Origin of the sequence: Embleya sp. AB8 (assembly GCF_049739465.1) — a bacterium.
Lineage (GTDB): Bacteria > Actinomycetota > Actinomycetes > Streptomycetales > Streptomycetaceae > Embleya.
Window position 1 is genome coordinate 88,234 of sequence record NZ_JBMHHY010000024.1, and the last position, 18,515, is coordinate 106,748.

Sequence of the window (18,515 nt, forward strand, 5' to 3'; positions counted from 1 at the left end):
GCCAAGCGGGACGGTGACGGTGACGGTGCACTTCAACGGGCTCCACGGCTATGTCACGGATGTCGACGGCAACAAGATCGAGTGTGGCCATCGGCGGCCATCTGGCGCCGAAACCGTTTGATGTGGGCATCCGCAGCAAGTCTCATGCCGCCTTGGCGGCGCCGGCAGTCGTACGGGACCTGCGCGAGCACGGGGCACCCGCGTCGGCGGAAGAGCTGGAGCAGTTCGAGACCGACGTACCGTCCGGGTTCGTCCTCGCGCGGGCCTCGGCAGGGCCGGCGGACGGCACCAGCGAACGGCACCATCCGCGGGGACGTCGGCCACCCGGACCAGATCAGGACCCGGTTCGGCCGGCCGCGGTGGGACATGGAACCCGCCGACGCGGACGTGTACTTCGGGAAGGTGCTGCGGGGCTCGCCAAGCGGCACCCGGCCGGCCCGGCCGCAGGCGCTGACCACGTACTTCATGTTCCTGGAACTGCGGCACAAGGTCGCCCGCCACTGCTGTCCCGCAGGGAGGACGCGGGAGGTTCGGGTCTTGCTTCAGGCGGCGTCGGGCCCCTGCTCCGCCGCGGCGTCGTAGGCGGCGCGGGCCTCGGTGACGGCGGAGCGGTGGCGCTCGGCCCAGCCCACCAGCCCGGTCAGCGACGCGTAGAGCTCCCGCGCGATGGGCGTGAGGCTGTACTCCACCTTGGGCGGAACGGTCGGATACACGGTGCGTATGAGCAGCCCATCCCGCTCCAGCCTGCGCAGGTTCAGGGTGAGCATCCGTCGGCTGATGCCGTTGATGGTGCGCTCAAGTCGGGGTGGTGGTCCAGGCCGCAGCCGACGGAACCGGCCCCGCAGTGGGTACCCGGGTGGTGGCCCTGATCTCGGGGGCGTTCGCCGAGCGCGTCGCGATCGACGTGGGTGCGCTCGCCGAGACCCCGGAGACGGTGGACTTGGCGGCGGCGGTTGCGTTGCCGGTGGCCGGAGTGGCCGCGCTGCGCTCGCTGCGGGCCGCCGGGCCGGCGCCGGGCACGAGGGTGCTGGTCACCGGCGCCTCCGGCGGAGTCGGCCGATTCGCCGTCCAGTTGGCGGCGCGGGCCGGTGCCCACGTGATCGCGTCCGTGGGCTCGGCGGCCCGAGGGGAGGGGTTGGTCGAGGCCGGCGCCGACGAGGTGGTGATCGGCCTGGCCGGACTCGACCGGCCGGTCGACGTGGTGATCGACAGCGTCGGCGGCCCGCAGCTGGTCGCGGCATGGAACCTGCTCGCTCCCGGCGGCAGTGTGCAGAGCGTCGGTTGGACCTCCGGCGAGCCGGCTGTCTTCCCCCCGTATGCGACGGTCGGCCCGGCCAAGTCGCTGACCTCCTTCGTCATCGAGGGCGACGCCGGTGCGGACCTGGCCGTCCTGGCCGAGCTGGCCGCGGAGGGAGCCCTGACCGTCGAGATCGGCTGGCAGGGCTCCTGGGAACGCTTCGCCGAGGCGGCCGAGGCGCTTCGCGGGCGTCGGATCTCCGGAAAGGCGGTTCTGGAGGTGTCACGCAACGGGCGGCACACGCCGGGGCTTCCTCCGCAGGACTCGTTCGTCAAGGCCGTGCGCATTCATGAGGGCGGCGGCGCCGACATGAGGCGATGACGCCCGCGGCCCCGGACGCCTCTTCAGCAGGCCGTTGGCGCCGGCGACCATCGATAGGTTTCCTCGGCCCCGACCAGGGCGATGGGGCCGCCGCCCTTCCGGCGAGCCGGTCATCGGCTCGACCGGCGCCGACCCGGCACGCCGGCCGGGGCTGCGGTGGGGTGGCCAACCCAGCCGATGTAGGACTCCGGTGGCGACCGGTCCGGCGCCGCCGGATCGTTCTGCCGGTCGGGGCGGGTCTCCGCGCGATGAACCGGGGGAAGAGGACGAAGTCGTGGAGGTTGCGCGCGGCCGTCCGCAGTTCCGTGCGCGCGAGCCGCAGCCGCAGGTAGCGCTTGACGGTCTGCCTCAGCCAGGGCTGGGTGATGCCGGTGAAGTCCAGCGGCGCGACGCGCAGCCGCTCCTCGATGTTGTAGCCGAGCCGGTCCGGGCGCCACACGTCCCTGTCCCACGGGCCCGGAGGGTGTTGGGGTGTGTCCCGTCGATCAAGGTGAGGTTGACGGTGCCCTGGTGGATACGTTCTCGCCGGTGTCGGCCGACACATTGCGGGATCGGCCGGATCGCTTGCCGAGGAGCGTCAACGCGGTGATCAGGGCGAGAGCGGCGAAGATGCCGGCTGCCCCGAACGCGGCATGCTGCCCGGAGGTGAGTGCGAGCGGTGTCGGACCATCGATCGCGGACGTGCGGGCGGCGGCGACGCTGGTGCAGATGGCAGCGCCGAGGGCGGTGCCGACGGCGAAGGAGGTGTCGGCGAGGCCGGCGACCAGGCCCGAGTCCTTTTCGGTGACGCCGGTCAGCGCGGCGATCTGTGCACATACCGTGACGGCGCCCATTCCCGCCCCGAACAAGAACAGGGCCGCCGGCACAAGAGTCATCGGGCCACCGGCCGGTATGCGGGTGAGCAGCAGGCAGCCACAACCGAGCAGGACGGTCCCGGCGGCAGCCACCCGCCCCAGGCCGAGCCTGGGCACGATCCGTTGGCTCAGCAGTGCGCCTGCGGCCGCGGTGACGGTCATCACCGCGGCCACCAGCCCGAATTGCGCCGCCGGCCGGCCGAGCACCTGCTGCACGAAAGAGGTGAGGGTGACGAGCATGCCGTCGACGGTCATGCCGGCCAAGAGCAGGAGGAGGTTGCCGCCGATCAGCATGCGCGAGCGCAGCGACTGAAAGGAAACGAGCGGGGCCACCGATCGCTTCTCGATCAGGATGAACATCCAGACCAGCACCGCCACGGCGGCCAGTAGCCCGATGCTCTGTCCATTCGCCCACCCGGATGTCGGCACCCGGGTGATCACGTATACGAACAGAACGAGTGCCGGGGCGATGGTCAGCGCACCGGGGATATCGAAGGAACGGGAGCGTGCTCGGTCCCGGCTTTCGTGCAGCACGGCGGGGGCGAGCACCAGCACGAGGGTCCCGACCGGGACATTGACCCAGAACACCCACTGCCAGCCGAAGAGATCGGTGATGATGCCGCCCACCAGTAGACCGGCGGTGGCACCGAACCCGCCGATGCCGCCCCAGATACCGAGCGCCTTGTTCCGCTCGATCCCTTCGGGGAAAGTGTTCATGACCATCGACAACGCAGCCGGAGCGATGATCGCGGCCGAGACGCCCTGCACCGCCCGGGCGGCCACCAGGGCCTGGATGGATGGAGCGAGCCCGCACGCCAGCGAGGCCACGACCCGCAGCACCATCCCGGCGATGAACACACGCCGACGGCCCAGCAGATCCGCAGCGCGGCCGCACAACAACAGCAGCCCGCTGAAGGCCAGCGCATAGGCCGTCACGGTCCATTGGATGGCAGGACCGTGCAGGCGAAGGTGGCCTTCGATCGCGGGCAGAGCGGCAAGCAGGCTGGTGCCGTCCAGAATCGTCATGAAGAACGCCGTGCCCAGCAGCGCCAGCACCTGCCAACGGCGAGTCTGCGAAAGGTTGCTCGTGGTCGTCACTGTTGCTCGATGCTGCGCAGCAGTTCGACGGCGAGCGCGTCAAGCCACTTGCCGGTGCCCTGCTCGCGCCAGCTCGGTTCTTCGCGGCCGTCGAGGAAGGTGCTCTGCTCGGTGAGCAGCAGCCGGGTGCCAGCACCCTCGGGGAGGAACTCCACCGTCGTCAGCGACACCGTCGCAAGGTCGGGCCCCTCGGACAGAGTGGAGGTGTAGACGATCCGCTCGTCCCGGACGATGTCGCGGTACCAGGACTCGAAAGTCAGCACCGGCCCACCGCCGGAGCGGCCGCGGTTGACCTCCCGCCCACCGACGCGGAAATCAAGCTCGTGCTCGGCGTCGAGGCCGGCGAACCAGCGGGCCTTTGCTTCGGGGACGGCCCACGCGGCGAACACTGTGGCCGGTGCGGCCGCGTAGCGGCGTTCGAGGGTGAATGTGGCATGCGTGACCACGTGATCGGTCATTGTGTGCTCCCTTGATCCGGGCTGTCGCAGTGTTCGGTCAAGTAGTCGCCGAGGCGATCGAGGCGGTGTTCCCAGGCAGTGCGCTGCGCAGCGATCCAGTCCTCGGCCATGCGCAGCACACCCGGCTCGATGTGGCAGGTGCGTACCCTTCCGGCTTTCTCGGACCGGACCAGTCCGCACGCCTCCAGTACCTGTAGGTGCTGCATCACCGCCGGCAGCGACATGGCCAGCGGCCGGGCCAGCTCACTGACCGAGGCAGGCCCGCGGATCAACCGCTCAACGATTTCCCGGCGAGTCGCGTCCGCCAGCGCTTGGAACACTCGGTCCAACGAACCAGCTTGGTTAAGCATGTGCCTAACTATTCGATGCCGGCAGCGAATAGTCAAGCATTTGGTTAACTTTTCTTCCCGTCGTCACGACTGCCCTGCCCCCGCGCGCGCCCCCGGCTGTGCAGGAGCCGGCTGGGGGCTAGGCCATCACCGAGCAACGGTGACGGCGTCGGCGTGAGCGTGAGCGTCGGCGTGGGAGGGGCGGTCGGTGGGCCGCCCGGACGGTTCCGACGGTCGGGCAGGTCGAGGGTCGCGGTGAAGCCGCCGATGTCCACCAACGTGACGCCGGAGTCGGCGATTTCGGTCACCCTCCCGGTGACGACCTGGCCTCGGTGCAGGGTCTTGAGGATGGCCCAGCGGCGGTCGCTCGGGGTCGGGTCGGCGGGATCGTACTTGGTGATCCGGTAGATGTATGGGAGCGCGTCAGCGCCCGCCGGACGCCGACCGGGCCGGCGCGTCGGCCCGGGGCGCCGCGCTCATGCCACCGGCCGTTCCGCGGCGACCGTGAAGTAGTCGAGGCTGCCTTCGTGGTAGGCCCGCAGGAAGTTGCGGGGCCAGGTGCCCGGCTCCCACATGCCCGCCAGCCAGCGGTCCCAGCCGGGCCACACCGACGCTCCGATCGAGGTGACCCGCACCCCGGCCAGCCCGGCTCGTTCGAGACTGCCGACCAGGAAGGGGATGGTGTGCGCGACGTCCAGGCCGTCGGCGAACGTGTCGAGCAGCTCGGCCAGTCGCCCGGCCCGCGCCGGATCGGCGTCGGGAACGAAGAAGCCGGCGACCTCGACTCGGCCGCCGGGCCGCAGCACGCGTCCGACCTCCCGAGCGAACGCGCCGAGGTCGCGGAAGTGTTGGGCGGCTTCGATGCTGTACAGACGGTCGAACTCGCCGTCACCGAACGGCATGTCCTCGGCCGCACCCGGCACGAAGCGCAGCTGCTCGGGGCGGCGGGCCAGCACGTCGGCGTTGATCCGCCCGGCTCGTTCGAGCTGTTGGGGATGGATGTCCAAACCGGTGACATGCGCGAAGCCGTACTCCCCGAGCGCCACCGCGGCGCCGACCCCCAGCCCACAGCCGACCTCCAGGACCCGCAGTCCCTCGGTGGGTGCCAGGGCACCGAGCACGTGGCGGTACATGGCCCGCTGACTGGTGATCCGGTCGTGTTCGGTCAACGGCCGGTCGAGGTCGATGCCCTGCCAATAGCCGAAGTTGATGAACCCTCCGCCGAACAGGGACATCGAGCCGAGATCGCCCGGACCGTACGCTTCCTGGACTGCGGGCGGGATCGGGTGCGGGGTCGCCCCGGAACGCTGCGTCATCTGTTCCACTCCCGCGGTGAAGAGCGCACGCCGCCGCTCGGCGAGCGCATTTCGGGTACCGGCGCCTTACCACGCCGGCAGGGAAGAGGCGCATGGCGGACGGCCGATGACCGACGATCGATTACCGATTACCGATCACCGATCACCGATCACCGATCACCGACGCTGATGGCCTTGCCGCCACGTCGCCCATCCCTCAGTCGCGTTACCCAAGGTGATCGCGCGCGAACCGCCCGGCGATACCGGTCATCCGCCGACCCGCCGGGCAGGCTCATCGCGGCGGTCGAGCCCGGCGCCCTCTCCAGCGCAGCAACTCGCCTGCCGCTCCCCGTCATCCCCACCCACCGTGCCCGCGCTCGGATACTCGTCGTGCCGCCGGAACCACAACCCGCTCTCGTTGCGGCCCAGCGGAGCGCGGTCGAGCCATTGGTACATGCCCCACAGGGCGTCGATCCCACGCTCGTACGCCGAGTACGTGTGGTAGACCACCCCGTCCTCCAGGACGAACGCGCTCACGCCGGGTCCCTCTCGCCGGTATGTCTCCCAGCCCACGCCCACACTCGACGCGAACTCGTCGAAGATCGGCATCTCGACCCCCTCCGGCGGGCGGAAGTCGCGCTCACGGTAGTTGTAGTCCACCGCACCCGCCTGCCACTCCTCGGCCGTATGCGCGGCGTGGAAGTCGTAGTTGAAATCGCTCCCGTACGACGACGCCCACGGGAAGCTCCACCCCATCCGCCGCTTGTACGTCGTGAGCTTCGCCAGCGGCGCCCTCGACACCGCGCACAGCGTGACGTCGTGATTGGCGAGGTGGATCACCGAACCGTCGAAGCCGTCCGCCATCGCCGAGCAGGAGGGGCATCCCGCCTGATAGTCGGGCCCGAACATGAAGTGATGGACCAGGAGTTGCGAGCGCCCGGCGAAGAGATCGGCCAGTGTGGCCGGGCCTTCGTCGGTCTCGAAGCGATACTCCTTGTCCACCCGGACCCACGGCAACTCCGTGCGTCGTCGGGCGAGTTCGTCGCTGCGCCGGGTCAGTTCCTTCTCCGCCTCCAGCAACTCCAGCCGGGCGGCGAGCCACTCGTCCCGGGTGCCGATCCTGTGCGTGCTCGTAGTCATCGTTTCTCTCCACTCGTTCCGTCTCGGATCGCCGGCCCACGAGCAGCGCAGGCCGACGGGCAGCACACACCGACCGGCGGCCCAAGCCGACCGACAGCCGAACCAAGGAGCAGCCCAAGCCAAGGGGCAGCGCCCCACGTCCGCACTGCCCCCGTCCGCACTGCCCCCGTCCGCGCTGCCCCAGTCCGCGCTGCCCCCGTCCGCACTGCCCCCGCTCCGTCAGCGGGCGTCCCGCTCCGCCGCCTCGGCGATGCGCTTGATGGTGGCCAGTCGCCGGTCCCACTCGGCCGCCAGCCCCGCCATCCAGCGCGCCGTGGCGTCCAGCGCCGCCGGCCGTACCGCGTACCGCACTTCGCGGCCCACCCGGCCGCCGGTCACCAACCCCGCCGCGTCCAGCACGGCCAGGTGCTTGACCACCGCCTGCCGCGACACCGGCAACCGCTCGGCCAGGGTCGTCGCGGTCGCCGAACCCTGCGCGGCAAGCAGGTCGAGCAGTTGGCGCCGCGTCGGATCGGCCAGCGCCACCAGCACGCTGTCCACCCCCTCGGCGGCGCCGGCCCGCTCCTGCGTCACGCCGCCGGCTGTTCGGCGCGCGTCTTGAGGGCGTCGAACACCTGGGCCCAGCCGCCGGTGTTGTCCCGCACCGCGCCGCTGCGCAGTTCCTCGGACCCGGCCAGCGACGCGAATCCGCTCTCCACCACGCGCAGTCGGGTCCGGTCGCCCTCCGGGGTCAGGGTGAACTCGACGAGCGTGGTGTTGTCCTCGCGCAGTTCCTGCCCGCCGAACGCGCTGGCCCAGCGGTACGCCAGATAGGTCTGCGGCTGCACCTTCTCCACCCGCACCGGGAATTCGCCGTATTCGGGATGCTTCGCGAGCATCGTCTCGCCCTCCGTGGCCACGGTGCCGGCCACGGACTCCGCATCCACCCAGAAGCCGGGCTGGGCCACCAGCGTCCACACCCGCTCCAGGGATGCCTCGATCAGGGTCTCGCGCTCGATCCGGTCGTCACTCATTTCCGGGACTCCTTCGTAACTCTCGTGCGTAACTCTCGATCGCGGCTCCATCGTCACCGTCACGATTACCGCAACCCCAGAGTTGCACATCAACCATCGAGGTGCAACCGGGGGATTGCACCTGGAGTCGACCGGGCTCACGGCGGCAAAAACGTCTCTCCCACCCGGAACTCGATCCCACCCGCACACGACTACTCGAATGCGCGCGCACACGGCGCGTAACCTTTCGACGCACGCCCCACCCGTACGCCCCCGCTCCACCCGCTCCACCCGCTCCACCCGCCCCGAACGAACGAAGGAAAGACCACATATGTGCGGAATCACCGGCTGGGTCTCCTTCCACCACAGCGCCCTCCCGCACCGCCCGACCCTCGACGCGATGACCCGCACCCTCACCCGCCGCGGCCCCGACGCCGGCGGCGCCTGGCTCGACGAGCACGCCGCCCTGGGCCACCGCCGGCTGGCCGTCCTCGACCTCACCGGCGGCGCCCAACCCATGACCGACCGCCCCGACAACCCCGAAGTCGTGCTCACCTACAGCGGCGAGGTCTACAACCACCACCAACTGCGCGCCGAACTCGCCCGCGCCGGACACGAGTTCCGCACCCGCAGCGACACCGAGGTGGTGCTGCGCGCCTACCAGCAGTGGGGACCGGCCTGCGCCGAACACCTCGAAGGGATGTACGCGTTCGCCATCTGGGACGTCCGCCGCGCCCGCCTGGTACTGATCCGCGACCGACTCGGCGTCAAACCCCTCTACTGGGCCCACATCGACGGCGGCATCGCATTCGCCTCCGAACCCAAGGCACTGTTCGCCCACCCCGAGATCGAACCGCGCGTGGACGCGGACGGACTGCGCGCCGCCTACGGCCTGCTCTTCGACACCGGATCCACCGTCTGGACCGGGATACGCGAGATCGAGCCCGGCTCGATCCTCACCCTCGACCGCGACGGCATCCGCGAACACCACTACTGGCAACTGGCCGTACACCCACACCCCGACAACCGCGAAGCCACCGTCCAGCGCGTCCGCGAACTGGTCGAACACGCCGCCCGCAGCCAGCTCGAAGCCGACGTACCCGTATGCAGCCTGCTCTCCGGCGGCCTGGACTCCACCGTCGTCACCGCCGTCCTCGCCGACGAACTACGCCTGCGCGAAGGGCCCGACGCCCGCATCCGCTCCTACGCGGTCGACTACACCGACCAGGCCGAATCCTTCACCGGCGACATACTGCGCACCGGCCACGACACCCCCTACGCCGCCGAGGCCGGCCGCTTCCTCGGCACCGACCACGACACCGTGGTCCTGGACCCGCACGCGCTGCTCGACCTCGACCACCGCCGCGCCGTGGTCGCCTGCCGCGACTCGCCGATCGGCGTCGGCGACATGGACACCTCGCTCTACCTGCTGTTCGGCGAGATCCGCAAACACTCCACCGTCGCCCTGTCCGGCGAGGCCGCGGACGAAGTCTTCGGCGGCTACCCGTGGTTCCACAACCCGGCCGCACTCGCCGCGGACACCTTCCCCTGGCTCCTGGTCACCGGCGACGAGGCCGCGATGCCACTGCACCCGGACCTCGCCGCGACACTGCGCATCGGCGAATACCGCACCGACACCTACCGCACCGCGCTGGCCGCCGTACCGCACCTGCCCGGCGAGGACCCCACCGAGCACCGACTGCGCGAGCTGCGGCACCTGTCGCTGACCCGCTGGTTGCGCCAACTCCTGCACCGCAAGGACCGGTTGAGCATGGCCCAGGGGCTGGAGGTGCGCGTCCCGTACTGCGACCACCGCCTCGTCGAGTACGCCTACAACGCGCCCTGGTCGCTGCACTCCTTCGACGGCCGCGAGAAGAGCCTGCTGCGCGCCGCCGCCGGCGACACCCTGGCCCCGCACTCGGTCCGCCACCGGCCGAAGAACCACTACCCCGCCACCCACCACCCCGACTACAACCGCGGCCTGCAACACCTGGCCCGCGAAGCCCTGGACGCCCACGACGGACAGGTCCGCGCGCTCACCGACGAAACGGTGATCAAGGGCTGCCTGGACACCCCCGCCGACCAACTCCCGTGGGGCCACCGCCTGCGCCTGGAACGTGTCGTCGACCTCGCGCTGTGGCTGGACGAGTACCGCCCGCGGATCACCGTCTGATGCGCACCGCACCGTCCCGCGCGTACCTCGGCGTCCGACGGATACCGCACCGAACGACACACACTCACCGTCCGACACGCACACCGAACCACCACTTATCCCGGAAGGCACCATGCACGAGAACGACCAGCCCGTGAACAACCCGGAAAACAACCCGGTGAACAACCCGGAAAACAACCCGGTGAACATTCCGGCGAACCACCCCATGAACGACCCCGTGAACCACCCCGAGCCCGTCGAGCTGTACGGGCCCGCGTACAAGCGCGACCCGTACCCCCTCTACACCAAGCTCCGCGACGCCGGCCCGATCCACCGGGTGCGCTTCCCCAGCGGCGTCGGCGCCTGGCTGGTCACCGGCTACGACGCCGCGCAGGCCACCCTCACCGACCCCCGGCTCGGCAAGAACCACGACCTGGGCAACGACCGCTGGCGGGCCCTCGCCTCGATCATGCCCGAACCGCAACACAGCCGGCTCCAGGTCCACCTCCTGCACCAGGACCCGCCCAAGCACACCACGATGCGCCGCCTGGTCACCGACACCTTCGCCCCCCGCCGGGTGGAGGAACTGCGCCCGCGCATCCAGGAGATCGCCGACGAACTGGTCGACGCGATGCCCGCCACCGGCGGCGCGGACGTGGTCGCCTGCTTCGCCGCACGCTTCCCGTTCCGCGTCCTCGCCGAAGTGATCGGGCTGCCCGCCGAGGCCGCGTCCCGGTTCCGCCGCGAGTGGTGCAAGGTGGTCCAGCCGGTCGGCCCCAAGGACCCCGGACGCCCCGGCTACGAGGCACTCCTGCGCGAACTCCAGCGCTACATCACCGACATCGTCGCCGACAAGCACAACCACCCGGACGACGGCCTGCTCGGCCGCCTGGTCACCGCGCACGACGCCGGCGACCTGACCCGGGAGGAGCTGGACTCGATGATCTTCCAACTCCTGGTCGCCGGACAGGAACCCGTCACCAACCAGATCAGCACCGCGCTGACCACCCTGCTGCGCCACCCGGCCCACCTGGCCCGACTCCGCGACGACCCGGCCCTGTTGCCCGCCGCCGTCGAGGAACTCCTGCGCTACGACAGCGCCTTCGAACTCACCACCTGGCGCTTCCTGGCGCAGGACGACGACCTGCACGGCACCACCGTGCCCGCCGGCGACTCGGTGATCGTCTCGCTGTGCGCGGCCAACCGCGACCCGGCCCGCTTCCCCGACGCCGACACACTCGACTTCGACCGCAGCCCCAACCCGCACCTGGCCTTCGGCCACGGCATCCACTTCTGTCCCGCCGCCACCCTGGCCCGCGTCGAACTCCAGGTCGCCCTCGGCACCCTGCTGGCCCGACTGCCCGCGCTGGCCCCGGCAGCCGCCGCCGACGAACTCGACTGGATCCCCGCCGTACTCGCCCGAGGCGTCGACTCCCTCCCGGTGACCTACGCCGACCGCACCTGACCAGCCAACCCCCGCAGCGAAATGACCGAGCCGAGGCGCCACCGCGCCGAGGTGCCCTGCCGTTCTGCACCGTGGAGATCCGAACCATGCCCGCCACCCCGGCCCGCGCGGATACCCCCGCCACCAGCGCCGCGATCCTCGAACTCCTGCTCCCGCACCGCCGCGCCGCCGAGCCGCACCCGGACACCGAACCCGCGTCCGTCGCCGACTTCCCCGAACAGCTGGAGCGCATCGCCGACTTCGTCGACCGTGACGAACCCGTCGAATTCGCACTGCCCGCCTTCCCGTGCAAATCACCCAACCCGGCCAAGGTCCTGGGCCACCTGCCCGACGAGGGCGAACGGCTCAGCCTGGCCTTCCTGGACGGGCTGTGCACCTCGATCCAGGCCATCCACCCGCCCGGCGCCCGGATGTTGATCTGCTCGGACGGCCACGTCTTCGCCGACCTGGTCCGCGTCCCGGATCCGCATGTCGACGCGTACACCGACGAGTTGCGCGCGATCATCGCCCGCGACGGGCTGAGCCGGCTCAGCGTGTTCGACCTGCGCGACGTCCTGGACACCCGCAGCCACGACGACAAACGTGCCTGGCTGCACGCCCGCCACGCCCCGACCGTGGCCGACCTGCGCGCCCAAGTGCGCACCGACGAGGACACGTTGCGCCTGTACCGGGGCATCACCAGGTTTCTGTTCGAGGACACCTTCGACTTCCCCGGCACCCGATCCGCGCTGCAACGGGACTGTCGTACGCGCGCCTACGGCGTCATCCAACGCAGCCGGGCGTGGGGCGACCTGGTCGCCGAGCACCACCCGCGCGCGGTCCGACTGTCCATCCACCCGCAACGGCGCGGCGCGGACAAGTTCGGGATCCGACTCCTGGACGCCCCCGACGCGTGGGCCACACCCTGGCACACCACGGTCCTGCGCCGACCCGACGGCCACCCCCGCCTGGTCCATCGGGCCGACGCCGAACGTATAGGCATACTCGTGCACCGAGACGGACGCCCCAGCCACTACCGGCAGTTGACGACCGTGTAGCGGCGAGCTCGAAGTGCGGCGACCAGACGGCTCGGTGACCGAGCAGCCGAGTGGCTCAACGACTCGGCGGCTCAACGGTTCAGCAGCTCAGCCGTGCTGGTCGTCGCACAACTCGCCGCCGCCGTTGCCGTGTTGCCGCCGCAGCGGCGACCCGGTGTCGGGGCCGGTTCAGCCCGTGCCCTCGCCCGCGGCGGCGGCGTGCGCAGCCAGGCGCGCCTCGATCTCCTCGCGCACCGGCCGGTAGACCTCCTCGGCCGCCCGCATCCGGGCCACACACCGCTCCCAGGACCGGCGCGAACGCGCCTTGCGCCCCGGGATCAGGTCGTAGCGCCACCGCCGGATCGTCACGTGATCGGCCATGAACCGCGACACGGTGCGAATCCCGTGCTCCCAGCGGACATTCGACTGGGCCGCGCGCAGTTCCTGCTCGAACACGACAGCGGCCTGCGGCCAGCGGGCCTCCTCGTCGGGGGTGGTGTCGAGGTCGGGTCTGCCCCACGCGACCGTGGTGAACTCGTAGATCCGAAACTCCAGCCCGTCGGGCACCCGCACCCACGTCAACCTGTCCCACGGCTTCGGGGCGAGCCGGAAGGTGCGGTGGGCGATCAGGGTCATGACGCTCCTCGGCGCGCGGAACCGACGTATCGGCCCAGCGTAGAGCCCCTCCCCCGGCCCCCGCCGGCCGCCCCGAGCACGACCGGCGGAGACGGGGCGAAGGCGGAGACACCCGTCACCGCGCAGCGTCGGCGAGCCGAGCCCAGACGGCCGCACGCACCGTCAGCACCGCATCGTCCGGCGGCGGTTGCTCTCCCGTACCCGGTACGTGCCCACCCGCCGCGCGCAGTTCGGCCGCCGGCTCCTCGACCCGGTCGGCGGCACCGTCCCCGAACACCCGGGTATCCAGGACCACACACAACACACCACGCCCGGCGCCGCCCTCCCCGGCCCGCGCACCGACCAACGCCGCCGCGAACGACTCGACCAACAGCCCCACCAACGTGCCCATCCGACCCCGCCGGGCAACAACGCCCGCGCCGCGCCCGGATCGGTCGTCTCGCCCCGTCCGCATCCACGGCCACGCCCACCGGCAGGGCGGTGCCCTCGCCCCGATGCCGCGTCAGGTCGGCCATCGTCAGCGCCGAGGTCACGAAGTCGGCGGCCGGCACGCCACCATGGGCGCGCGGCAGCGCATACGCCACCGGATTCGTCCCGAACACCGCGCCATGCCAGCCATGCGGCACGGTGATCGCCGGTGCTTGAGCGAAGACGATCGCTCGGCGCCGAGCGGGTACATACCCTGCCCCGACCGGCGTTCGCCGGCGAGGACTTCGGCCACATCCCGGCCCGGGTCCCCGGCGCCCTCCTCCAACTGGGCACCCGCGTACCGGACTTGCCCACCCCGGTACCCAACCACTCACCCCTGATGCGGATCCACGAGGACGCGCCGGCCACGGGCGTCGCCCTGCCGGCCACCCTCGCGCTGAGCTGAGCTGACTCGAGCCGGTCCGACCCGAGCCGAGCGGGCTCCGTCACACGTGCAAAACCACGCCCCGGTGCGCGGCGAACGTGTCGAACACGTCGAGCGGGAGTGTGGCATCCACGGCCTCCGGCCGGTGTCCCGACGGATTGCGGAACTCCACCATCCCGTCGCGATGCCCGGTCACCAGCACCAAGTGCCCGCCGCGTCCGGGCGCGGGCCGCTCCGGACGGCGGATCTCGCAGTGCACGGAGGCGATCACCAGCCGGCCCAGGTCGAGTTCGGCGACGAGCCGACCCGGGCCCAGCTCGGTGACCACCTCCGCGGGCAGCGCGTGCTCGGCGGCGACATACGCCGTGAACGGCCGGTAGATCAGCCCGTCCACGCTGCCGTCCTCGTTCCGCACGTATCCGCCGTGCGCCAGGCAGCCGGCCAACAACTCGTGCAGCGTGGGCGCGTGGCCGTCCCGGGCGTAGAGGGCCATCCGCAGACAGGCCATCCCGCACACCCGCGGCGCCCAGTAGGCGTACGTGGCCCGGTCCGCCGCGCCGCTGGTGGGCCAGTTGTCATCCTCGCCGGGCGGATGGCCCTCGTAGACGATCGCGTTGATCAGCTCCGGCGATGCGAACTGGGTGATCGGCGGGATCGCATGGCGTGTGGTTCGGCCGAGCAAACCGGTTCCTTCCACTGGTTTTTCCACTGGGTCCTTCCAATGGGCAGCCGCCGTGCTCACGCGGCGGCGGCGTCCAGCAACAACCCGGCCAGTTCACGCGGCTGGGAGAACATCGGCCAGTGGCCGGTATCCAGGTCGACCCGACGCCACCGCTCGCTTGTGGCCAGCAGCTCGGCCACCTCCGCGCGCGGCTCGTCACCGTCGAGCAGGCACTTGATGTACATGGCCGGCAGCTCGCCCATCGACCGGGCCAGTACGGCCGGTTCGGTCAGCGACGCGCCCGGGTGCGGCGTCGAGCCGCCGACGATCCGGGCGATCTGCTCGTCGGTCAGGCCCTGGTCGACAAAGTCCGCCGCCGTCAACGGCGCCCAGAACCCACCGTTGGCGGCGATCGCGGCGGCAAACTCGGCCGGCCCGGCCCACCCGGACGCGAACGACTTCCCGTCGGTCGGCACATTGGCGTCGACGAACACCACACGCCGCAGCCGCTCGCCGATCCGCTCGGCCGCCTGACCGACCGGGATGCCGGAATAGCTGTGCCCGACCACGACCACATCACGCAGATCGCCGCGCTCGACCACGTCGACGATGTCCTGCACGTGGGTCTGCTGCCCGACCGGCTCACCCCGCCGCTCGGCCAGCCCGGCCAGCGTCACCGGATGCACCCCATGCCCGGCCGCCCGCAACTCCGGCACCACGTCGTCCCAGGCCCACGAGCCCAACCAGGCACCGGCCACCAATACAAGATCAGTCATCGCAGCACAATACCCAACGCCTCCGACACCGCCGGTTCAGCCGAAGGGGCGCCGAACACCTCGGCGGTTCCCGGGTGGTGCGCGGCATAGAATCGGCGGCATGGCGACGCGGCTTGTGCAGATTGCGATGAATGCTCGCGACGATTCCGCCCTCGGCCGGTTCTGGGCGGAGGCACTCGGCTGGAGCATTTCCAGCGAGGAACCCGGCGTGACCAACCTCGAACCCGAGGGCATCACCTATCCCGACCCCATCGCCGTCTGCATCGACATCGTCGCCGTGCCGGAACCCAAGACGGTGAAGAACCGCGTGCACATCGACCTCGCCACCACCTCTGCCGCGCATCAATCGGACCTGGTCGCGCGCCTGGAGAATCTCGGTGCGACGCGAGCCGACGTGGGCCAGGGCAACGTGCCGTGGACGGTCCTCGCCGACCCGGAGGGCAACGAGTTCTGCGTCCTCACCTCGCGCTGACGCGGACCCTCTTCATCGGGTGACGCAGTACCCACAAACACCGTTCGTCGCATTATCCCGTCCCACCCGCCCGTCATCCGAGGGTGGGCCGCCGCTCGCTCCCGGGTTCACGCGTCCGTCGGCCGTGACGTCCTCGGCTCGGCGCGGGTGACGAAGGGGATGTTGCCCTCCGGGAGGAATACGACGAACTCTCGGCCGTCGGCGGCGACCACGCGGGCCAGGCCCAGTGCGCTGCGGGCGTTCACCAGTGGCCAGGTCGATTCGCGGCCCTCGATGATGCGGTCCAGCTCCGCGTGGTATCGGATGATCCGGTGGGCGGGGCCGTCGACCCACAACCGCACCTCGGCGCCCCGGCGCAGCAGCTCGAGCAGTTCGTCCCGCAACGGGCGCGGCACCGCGTCCTCGAGTCGGCGGTGCAGGCGTTCCTGGACGCCGGGTTCGGTGGGCACGGCCGCCGCCCGCCGCGCGCATTCCACGCATGCGTCCGGTCTCCGGAGGAAGAACGGGTGTCGATACACCGTCACCCGCTCCCGCGAGATCCCGCACAACGTCGCGTCGCCGGTCAGCGCGTGCTCCACGTCCGGCGCGGCCGACTCGCGGCATGCGGCGAAGAGCGGCCTCTCGCGTGTGGTGGCGAACGACCAACCCTGATCCCCCGGCCTCGACATGCCCTCAGCGTGGCACATCGCGCGCGACCTCGAACGGCACGATCCGCTCGAATGCACCGATCACACTGATCGCACCGATCACCCCAACACGCCTGCACCGCAGCGGAATCGGCGTCCCGATTCGATTGTGGAAAACCGGCATGCACGCTTGGAACTCTGCGTTATTATTCAATTACATACCGCGACACGACGATGGGCTGGTGGAGTTCGCGAGCCGACCACGACACCTCGGGAAGGGAGTTCGCATGGGATTCAGGGATTGGTGGCGCGATCGACGAGCCGCCAAGTACCACGATCTGGACCGGCGCATCGAGCATCGCAGACGGATGGAAGCCGCCGCGGGCGTCGCCAGCATCCAGGTGTACTGCCATCAGGACACGTGGGCGTTCATCCACGAACAGGCCGAAAGGGCACCGTTGTCCCTCAACGGCACGTACATCCCACCACGCGCCGAGGACGTCAGCACCACCAACGGGATGATCGAAGCCCGCGTCTCCGGCCCGCAATTGGCCCACCTCATCGCCACGATGAATCTGGCCAATCGTTCCGGATTCGGCGTCAACGGTGCGATAGCCCGCCGGGTATACAGCGAACTCGCCCGTGTCGTCGACGCGATCGAACCCGACAGCGACCGCAGCCGCCCGGTCCAGCCCATCGTCCTGGACGACCGCTGACCCGCCGATCAACGGACCCCGCAACCCGACAGCGGCCCGGCGGCCCGCCCGGGGGTCGCCGGAGCGCATATCGAAAGCCGGTTCAGGCTCCGGCGACGACACTTCCGGCCCCGGCGACGGCACTTCCGGCGCTGGCGAAGGCACTTCCGGCTCCGGCGTCCGCACTTCCAGCTCCGACAAACGCCGTTCAGGCGCCCGCGCGAAGGCCGTTCACGCCCCCGGCCCCGGTGCGCGGGAGTCCGCAGTCGTCGCGTCCGCACCCCAACTGGCCAGCAGGCGAAGGTTTTCGGCGGCGGTGGAGTCGGCCGGTGCGTGGTACATGGTCAGGACCTGCTCGGGGTCGTCGGGCAGCCGCAACGACTCGAACGGCAACGTCAGGTCGCCGACCAGCGGGTGCTGCAGGCGCATCGTGCCGTGGTTCTTCTCCTTGACGTCATGCCGGGCCCACAGGCGGCGGAACTCCTCGCTCTTCACCGAGAGTTCGCCCACCAGCGCGGACAACTGCGGGTCGTCCGGGTAGCAGCCCGCGTCCAGGCGCAACGCACCGACGATGTCGGCCGCCTTGGACTCCCAGTCCAGGAACAGCCGCCGGTAGTCGGGCCGCAGGAACACCAGCCGCGCCCAGTTGCGTTCGTGCGCCGGCAACCGGTCCCAGTCGCCGAACAGCGCCGCCGCCATCGGATTCCAGGCCAGGATGTCCGTACGCCGCCCCGACACATACGCCGGCACCCCCTCCAGCGAGGCCAACAACCCCCGCAACGACGCGCGTACCTGCTGCCGTCGCGTCGACACGTACCGATCCCGGGGCTGGTGCCGGCACTTGGCCAGGTGGGTCAGGTGGGCACGTTCGGCGTCGGTCAGCCGCAGTGCCCGGGCGATCGCGGTGAGCACCTCGGCCGACACGTTGTGCCCCTTGCCCTGTTCGAGCCGGGTCAGGTAGGCCACCGACACCCCGGCGAGCTGAGCCAGTTCCTCGCGGCGCAGTCCCGGTACACGCCGGTGCCGCCCGCCGGTCGGCAGCCCGACGTCCGCCGGCCCGAGGCGGGCCCGGCGGCTGCGCAGGAACTCGCTGATCTCGGCACGCGGGTCGAGCGAGTGCTCACCGCCGCCCGGCTCCGCCGCATACGCCTCCGCCGCCGCCCGCTCCGGCTCCCCGCCCTCCCCACCACGCCGATCGTTCATGACCGCCATTATTCCTGGTCGTACGCACAGCGGTACGAATGAGACTGACCCTGGCAGTAGTAGGACCACCGGTCGTAAGCAGAGCAGGGCTCTGGGCGATCGGCCCGCGCTGGGGCAGGCTCGGTACCGGCCGCCGCCGCCGATGAACGACGGATCGGCCGCGCGCACGACCACGA

Annotated in this window: 19 protein-coding genes and 3 pseudogenes; 7 read left to right on the top strand and 15 right to left on the bottom strand. The window is 70.8% G+C overall.

Annotation, left to right across the window (positions count from 1 at the left end; translation table 11 throughout):
* Window positions 1–542: 542 nt before the first annotated feature.
* A pseudogene (locus ABIA38_RS32015) lies at window positions 543–800 on the bottom strand (winged helix-turn-helix transcriptional regulator); the annotation flags it as partial.
* Window positions 801–808: 8 nt separating this feature from the next.
* Between ABIA38_RS32015 and ABIA38_RS32020 the strand changes: the two are divergent.
* A complete protein-coding gene (locus ABIA38_RS32020; protein WP_424642385.1) occupies window positions 809–1,618 on the top strand; it encodes a zinc-binding dehydrogenase in 810 nt (269 codons plus the stop codon).
* Between the two features lie 485 nt (window positions 1,619–2,103).
* Here the strand turns inward: ABIA38_RS32020 and ABIA38_RS32025 are convergent, their stop codons facing one another.
* From ABIA38_RS32025 to ABIA38_RS32055, 7 genes are all read right to left on the bottom strand, one after another.
* Window positions 2,104–3,570 carry an MFS transporter gene (locus ABIA38_RS32025; protein WP_424642386.1) on the bottom strand — a complete coding sequence of 489 codons (1,467 nt, stop codon included), beginning with the start codon at window positions 3,568–3,570 and terminating at the stop codon, window positions 2,104–2,106.
* Window positions 3,567–4,028, bottom strand: a complete 462-nt coding sequence (locus ABIA38_RS32030) for an SRPBCC family protein (protein WP_424642387.1) — start codon at window positions 4,026–4,028, stop codon at window positions 3,567–3,569. Before ABIA38_RS32030 ends, ABIA38_RS32025 begins: the two co-directional genes overlap by 4 nt.
* Window positions 4,025–4,348, bottom strand: a complete 324-nt coding sequence (locus ABIA38_RS32035; RefSeq protein WP_424642388.1) for an ArsR/SmtB family transcription factor — start codon at window positions 4,346–4,348, stop codon at window positions 4,025–4,027. Before ABIA38_RS32035 ends, ABIA38_RS32030 begins: the two co-directional genes overlap by 4 nt.
* A 485-nt stretch (window positions 4,349–4,833) precedes the next feature.
* The gene (locus tag ABIA38_RS32040) at window positions 4,834–5,673 is read right to left on the bottom strand and encodes a class I SAM-dependent methyltransferase (RefSeq protein ID WP_424642389.1); all 840 of its coding nucleotides are present in this window, start codon (window positions 5,671–5,673) and stop codon (window positions 4,834–4,836) included.
* Between the two features lie 246 nt (window positions 5,674–5,919).
* Window positions 5,920–6,792, bottom strand: coding sequence for a DUF899 domain-containing protein (locus ABIA38_RS32045; protein WP_424642390.1), 873 nt, complete (start codon window positions 6,790–6,792; stop codon window positions 5,920–5,922).
* A gap of 219 nt (window positions 6,793–7,011) precedes the next feature.
* Complete coding sequence (locus ABIA38_RS32050; protein ID WP_424642391.1) at window positions 7,012–7,365, bottom strand: ArsR/SmtB family transcription factor; 354 nt, start codon at window positions 7,363–7,365, stop codon at window positions 7,012–7,014.
* A complete protein-coding gene (locus ABIA38_RS32055) occupies window positions 7,362–7,805 on the bottom strand; it encodes an SRPBCC domain-containing protein (protein ID WP_424642392.1) in 444 nt (147 codons plus the stop codon). Before ABIA38_RS32055 ends, ABIA38_RS32050 begins: the two co-directional genes overlap by 4 nt.
* A gap of 310 nt (window positions 7,806–8,115) precedes the next feature.
* Between ABIA38_RS32055 and asnB the strand changes: the two genes are divergently transcribed.
* The 3 genes from asnB to ABIA38_RS32070 all read left to right on the top strand — a co-directional run bounded on the left by asnB (window position 8,116) and on the right by ABIA38_RS32070 (window position 12,438).
* Window positions 8,116–9,957, top strand: a complete 1,842-nt coding sequence (asnB, locus tag ABIA38_RS32060) for an asparagine synthase (glutamine-hydrolyzing) (RefSeq protein ID WP_424642393.1) — start codon at window positions 8,116–8,118, stop codon at window positions 9,955–9,957.
* 205 nt (window positions 9,958–10,162) lie between these two features.
* Window positions 10,163–11,401, top strand: coding sequence for a cytochrome P450 family protein (locus ABIA38_RS32065; protein ID WP_424642463.1), 1,239 nt, complete (start codon window positions 10,163–10,165; stop codon window positions 11,399–11,401).
* A gap of 86 nt (window positions 11,402–11,487) precedes the next feature.
* A complete protein-coding gene (locus ABIA38_RS32070; RefSeq protein WP_424642394.1) occupies window positions 11,488–12,438 on the top strand; it encodes an L-tyrosine/L-tryptophan isonitrile synthase family protein in 951 nt (316 codons plus the stop codon).
* Window positions 12,439–12,606: 168 nt separating this feature from the next.
* Here the strand turns inward: ABIA38_RS32070 and ABIA38_RS32075 are convergent, their stop codons facing one another.
* The 3 genes and pseudogenes from ABIA38_RS32075 to ABIA38_RS32085 form a co-directional block, all read right to left on the bottom strand.
* Entirely contained in the window at window positions 12,607–13,053 is a 447-nt protein-coding gene (locus ABIA38_RS32075) for a hypothetical protein (RefSeq protein ID WP_424642395.1), read from the bottom strand.
* A 115-nt stretch (window positions 13,054–13,168) separates the two neighbouring features.
* Window positions 13,169–13,444, bottom strand: a complete 276-nt coding sequence (locus tag ABIA38_RS32080; protein WP_424642466.1) for a hypothetical protein — start codon at window positions 13,442–13,444, stop codon at window positions 13,169–13,171.
* Between the two features lie 67 nt (window positions 13,445–13,511).
* Window positions 13,512–13,679: pseudogene (locus tag ABIA38_RS32085) on the bottom strand (hypothetical protein); the annotation flags it as partial.
* A gap of 11 nt (window positions 13,680–13,690) precedes the next feature.
* Here ABIA38_RS32085 and ABIA38_RS32090 point away from each other — a divergent pair.
* Window positions 13,691–13,927: a hypothetical protein gene (locus ABIA38_RS32090; RefSeq protein ID WP_424642396.1), complete on the top strand. Its 237-nt coding sequence runs from the start codon at window positions 13,691–13,693 to the stop codon at window positions 13,925–13,927.
* 40 nt (window positions 13,928–13,967) lie between these two features.
* On the opposite strand, the gene ABIA38_RS32095 is transcribed toward ABIA38_RS32090, so the two are convergent.
* Window positions 13,968–14,603 (bottom strand): C39 family peptidase, encoded by a 636-nt coding sequence (locus tag ABIA38_RS32095; RefSeq protein WP_424642397.1) that lies wholly within the window; start codon window positions 14,601–14,603, stop codon window positions 13,968–13,970.
* 41 nt (window positions 14,604–14,644) lie between these two features.
* A complete protein-coding gene (locus tag ABIA38_RS32100) occupies window positions 14,645–15,343 on the bottom strand; it encodes an alpha/beta fold hydrolase (RefSeq protein WP_424642398.1) in 699 nt (232 codons plus the stop codon).
* 100 nt (window positions 15,344–15,443) lie between these two features.
* Between ABIA38_RS32100 and ABIA38_RS32105 the strand changes: the two are divergent.
* Window positions 15,444–15,812: pseudogene (locus tag ABIA38_RS32105) on the top strand (VOC family protein); the annotation flags it as partial.
* Window positions 15,813–15,922: 110 nt separating this feature from the next.
* Here the strand turns inward: ABIA38_RS32105 and ABIA38_RS32110 are convergent.
* On the bottom strand, window positions 15,923–16,483 hold the full coding sequence (locus tag ABIA38_RS32110; RefSeq protein WP_424642399.1) for a hypothetical protein: 561 nt from the start codon (window positions 16,481–16,483) through the stop codon (window positions 15,923–15,925).
* A 245-nt stretch (window positions 16,484–16,728) separates the two neighbouring features.
* On the opposite strand from ABIA38_RS32110, the gene ABIA38_RS32115 reads away from it, so the two are divergent.
* Window positions 16,729–17,157, top strand: a complete 429-nt coding sequence (locus tag ABIA38_RS32115) for a hypothetical protein (protein WP_424642400.1) — start codon at window positions 16,729–16,731, stop codon at window positions 17,155–17,157.
* A gap of 210 nt (window positions 17,158–17,367) precedes the next feature.
* On the opposite strand, the gene ABIA38_RS32120 is transcribed toward ABIA38_RS32115, so the two are convergent.
* Complete coding sequence (locus ABIA38_RS32120) at window positions 17,368–18,339, bottom strand: helix-turn-helix transcriptional regulator (protein ID WP_424642401.1); 972 nt, start codon at window positions 18,337–18,339, stop codon at window positions 17,368–17,370.
* Window positions 18,340–18,515: the final 176 nt, after the last annotated feature.

Coding starts and splice junctions, on each gene's coding strand:
- ABIA38_RS32030 (WP_424642387.1), bottom strand. CDS start 4,028: ATGACCGATCACGTGGTCACGCATGCCACATTCACCCTCGAACGCCGC.
- ABIA38_RS32040 (WP_424642389.1), bottom strand. CDS start 5,673: ATGACGCAGCGTTCCGGGGCGACCCCGCACCCGATCCCGCCCGCAGTC.
- ABIA38_RS32045 (WP_424642390.1), bottom strand. CDS start 6,792: ATGACTACGAGCACGCACAGGATCGGCACCCGGGACGAGTGGCTCGCC.
- ABIA38_RS32055 (WP_424642392.1), bottom strand. CDS start 7,805: ATGAGTGACGACCGGATCGAGCGCGAGACCCTGATCGAGGCATCCCTG.
- asnB (WP_424642393.1), top strand. CDS start 8,116: ATGTGCGGAATCACCGGCTGGGTCTCCTTCCACCACAGCGCCCTCCCG.
- ABIA38_RS32065 (WP_424642463.1), top strand. CDS start 10,163: ATGAACGACCCCGTGAACCACCCCGAGCCCGTCGAGCTGTACGGGCCC.
- ABIA38_RS32070 (WP_424642394.1), top strand. CDS start 11,488: ATGCCCGCCACCCCGGCCCGCGCGGATACCCCCGCCACCAGCGCCGCG.
- ABIA38_RS32075 (WP_424642395.1), bottom strand. CDS start 13,053: ATGACCCTGATCGCCCACCGCACCTTCCGGCTCGCCCCGAAGCCGTGG.
- ABIA38_RS32080 (WP_424642466.1), bottom strand. CDS start 13,444: ATGGGCACGTTGGTGGGGCTGTTGGTCGAGTCGTTCGCGGCGGCGTTG.
- ABIA38_RS32100 (WP_424642398.1), bottom strand. CDS start 15,343: ATGACTGATCTTGTATTGGTGGCCGGTGCCTGGTTGGGCTCGTGGGCC.
- ABIA38_RS32110 (WP_424642399.1), bottom strand. CDS start 16,483: ATGTCGAGGCCGGGGGATCAGGGTTGGTCGTTCGCCACCACACGCGAG.
- ABIA38_RS32115 (WP_424642400.1), top strand. CDS start 16,729: ATGGGATTCAGGGATTGGTGGCGCGATCGACGAGCCGCCAAGTACCAC.
- ABIA38_RS32120 (WP_424642401.1), bottom strand. CDS start 18,339: ATGAACGATCGGCGTGGTGGGGAGGGCGGGGAGCCGGAGCGGGCGGCG.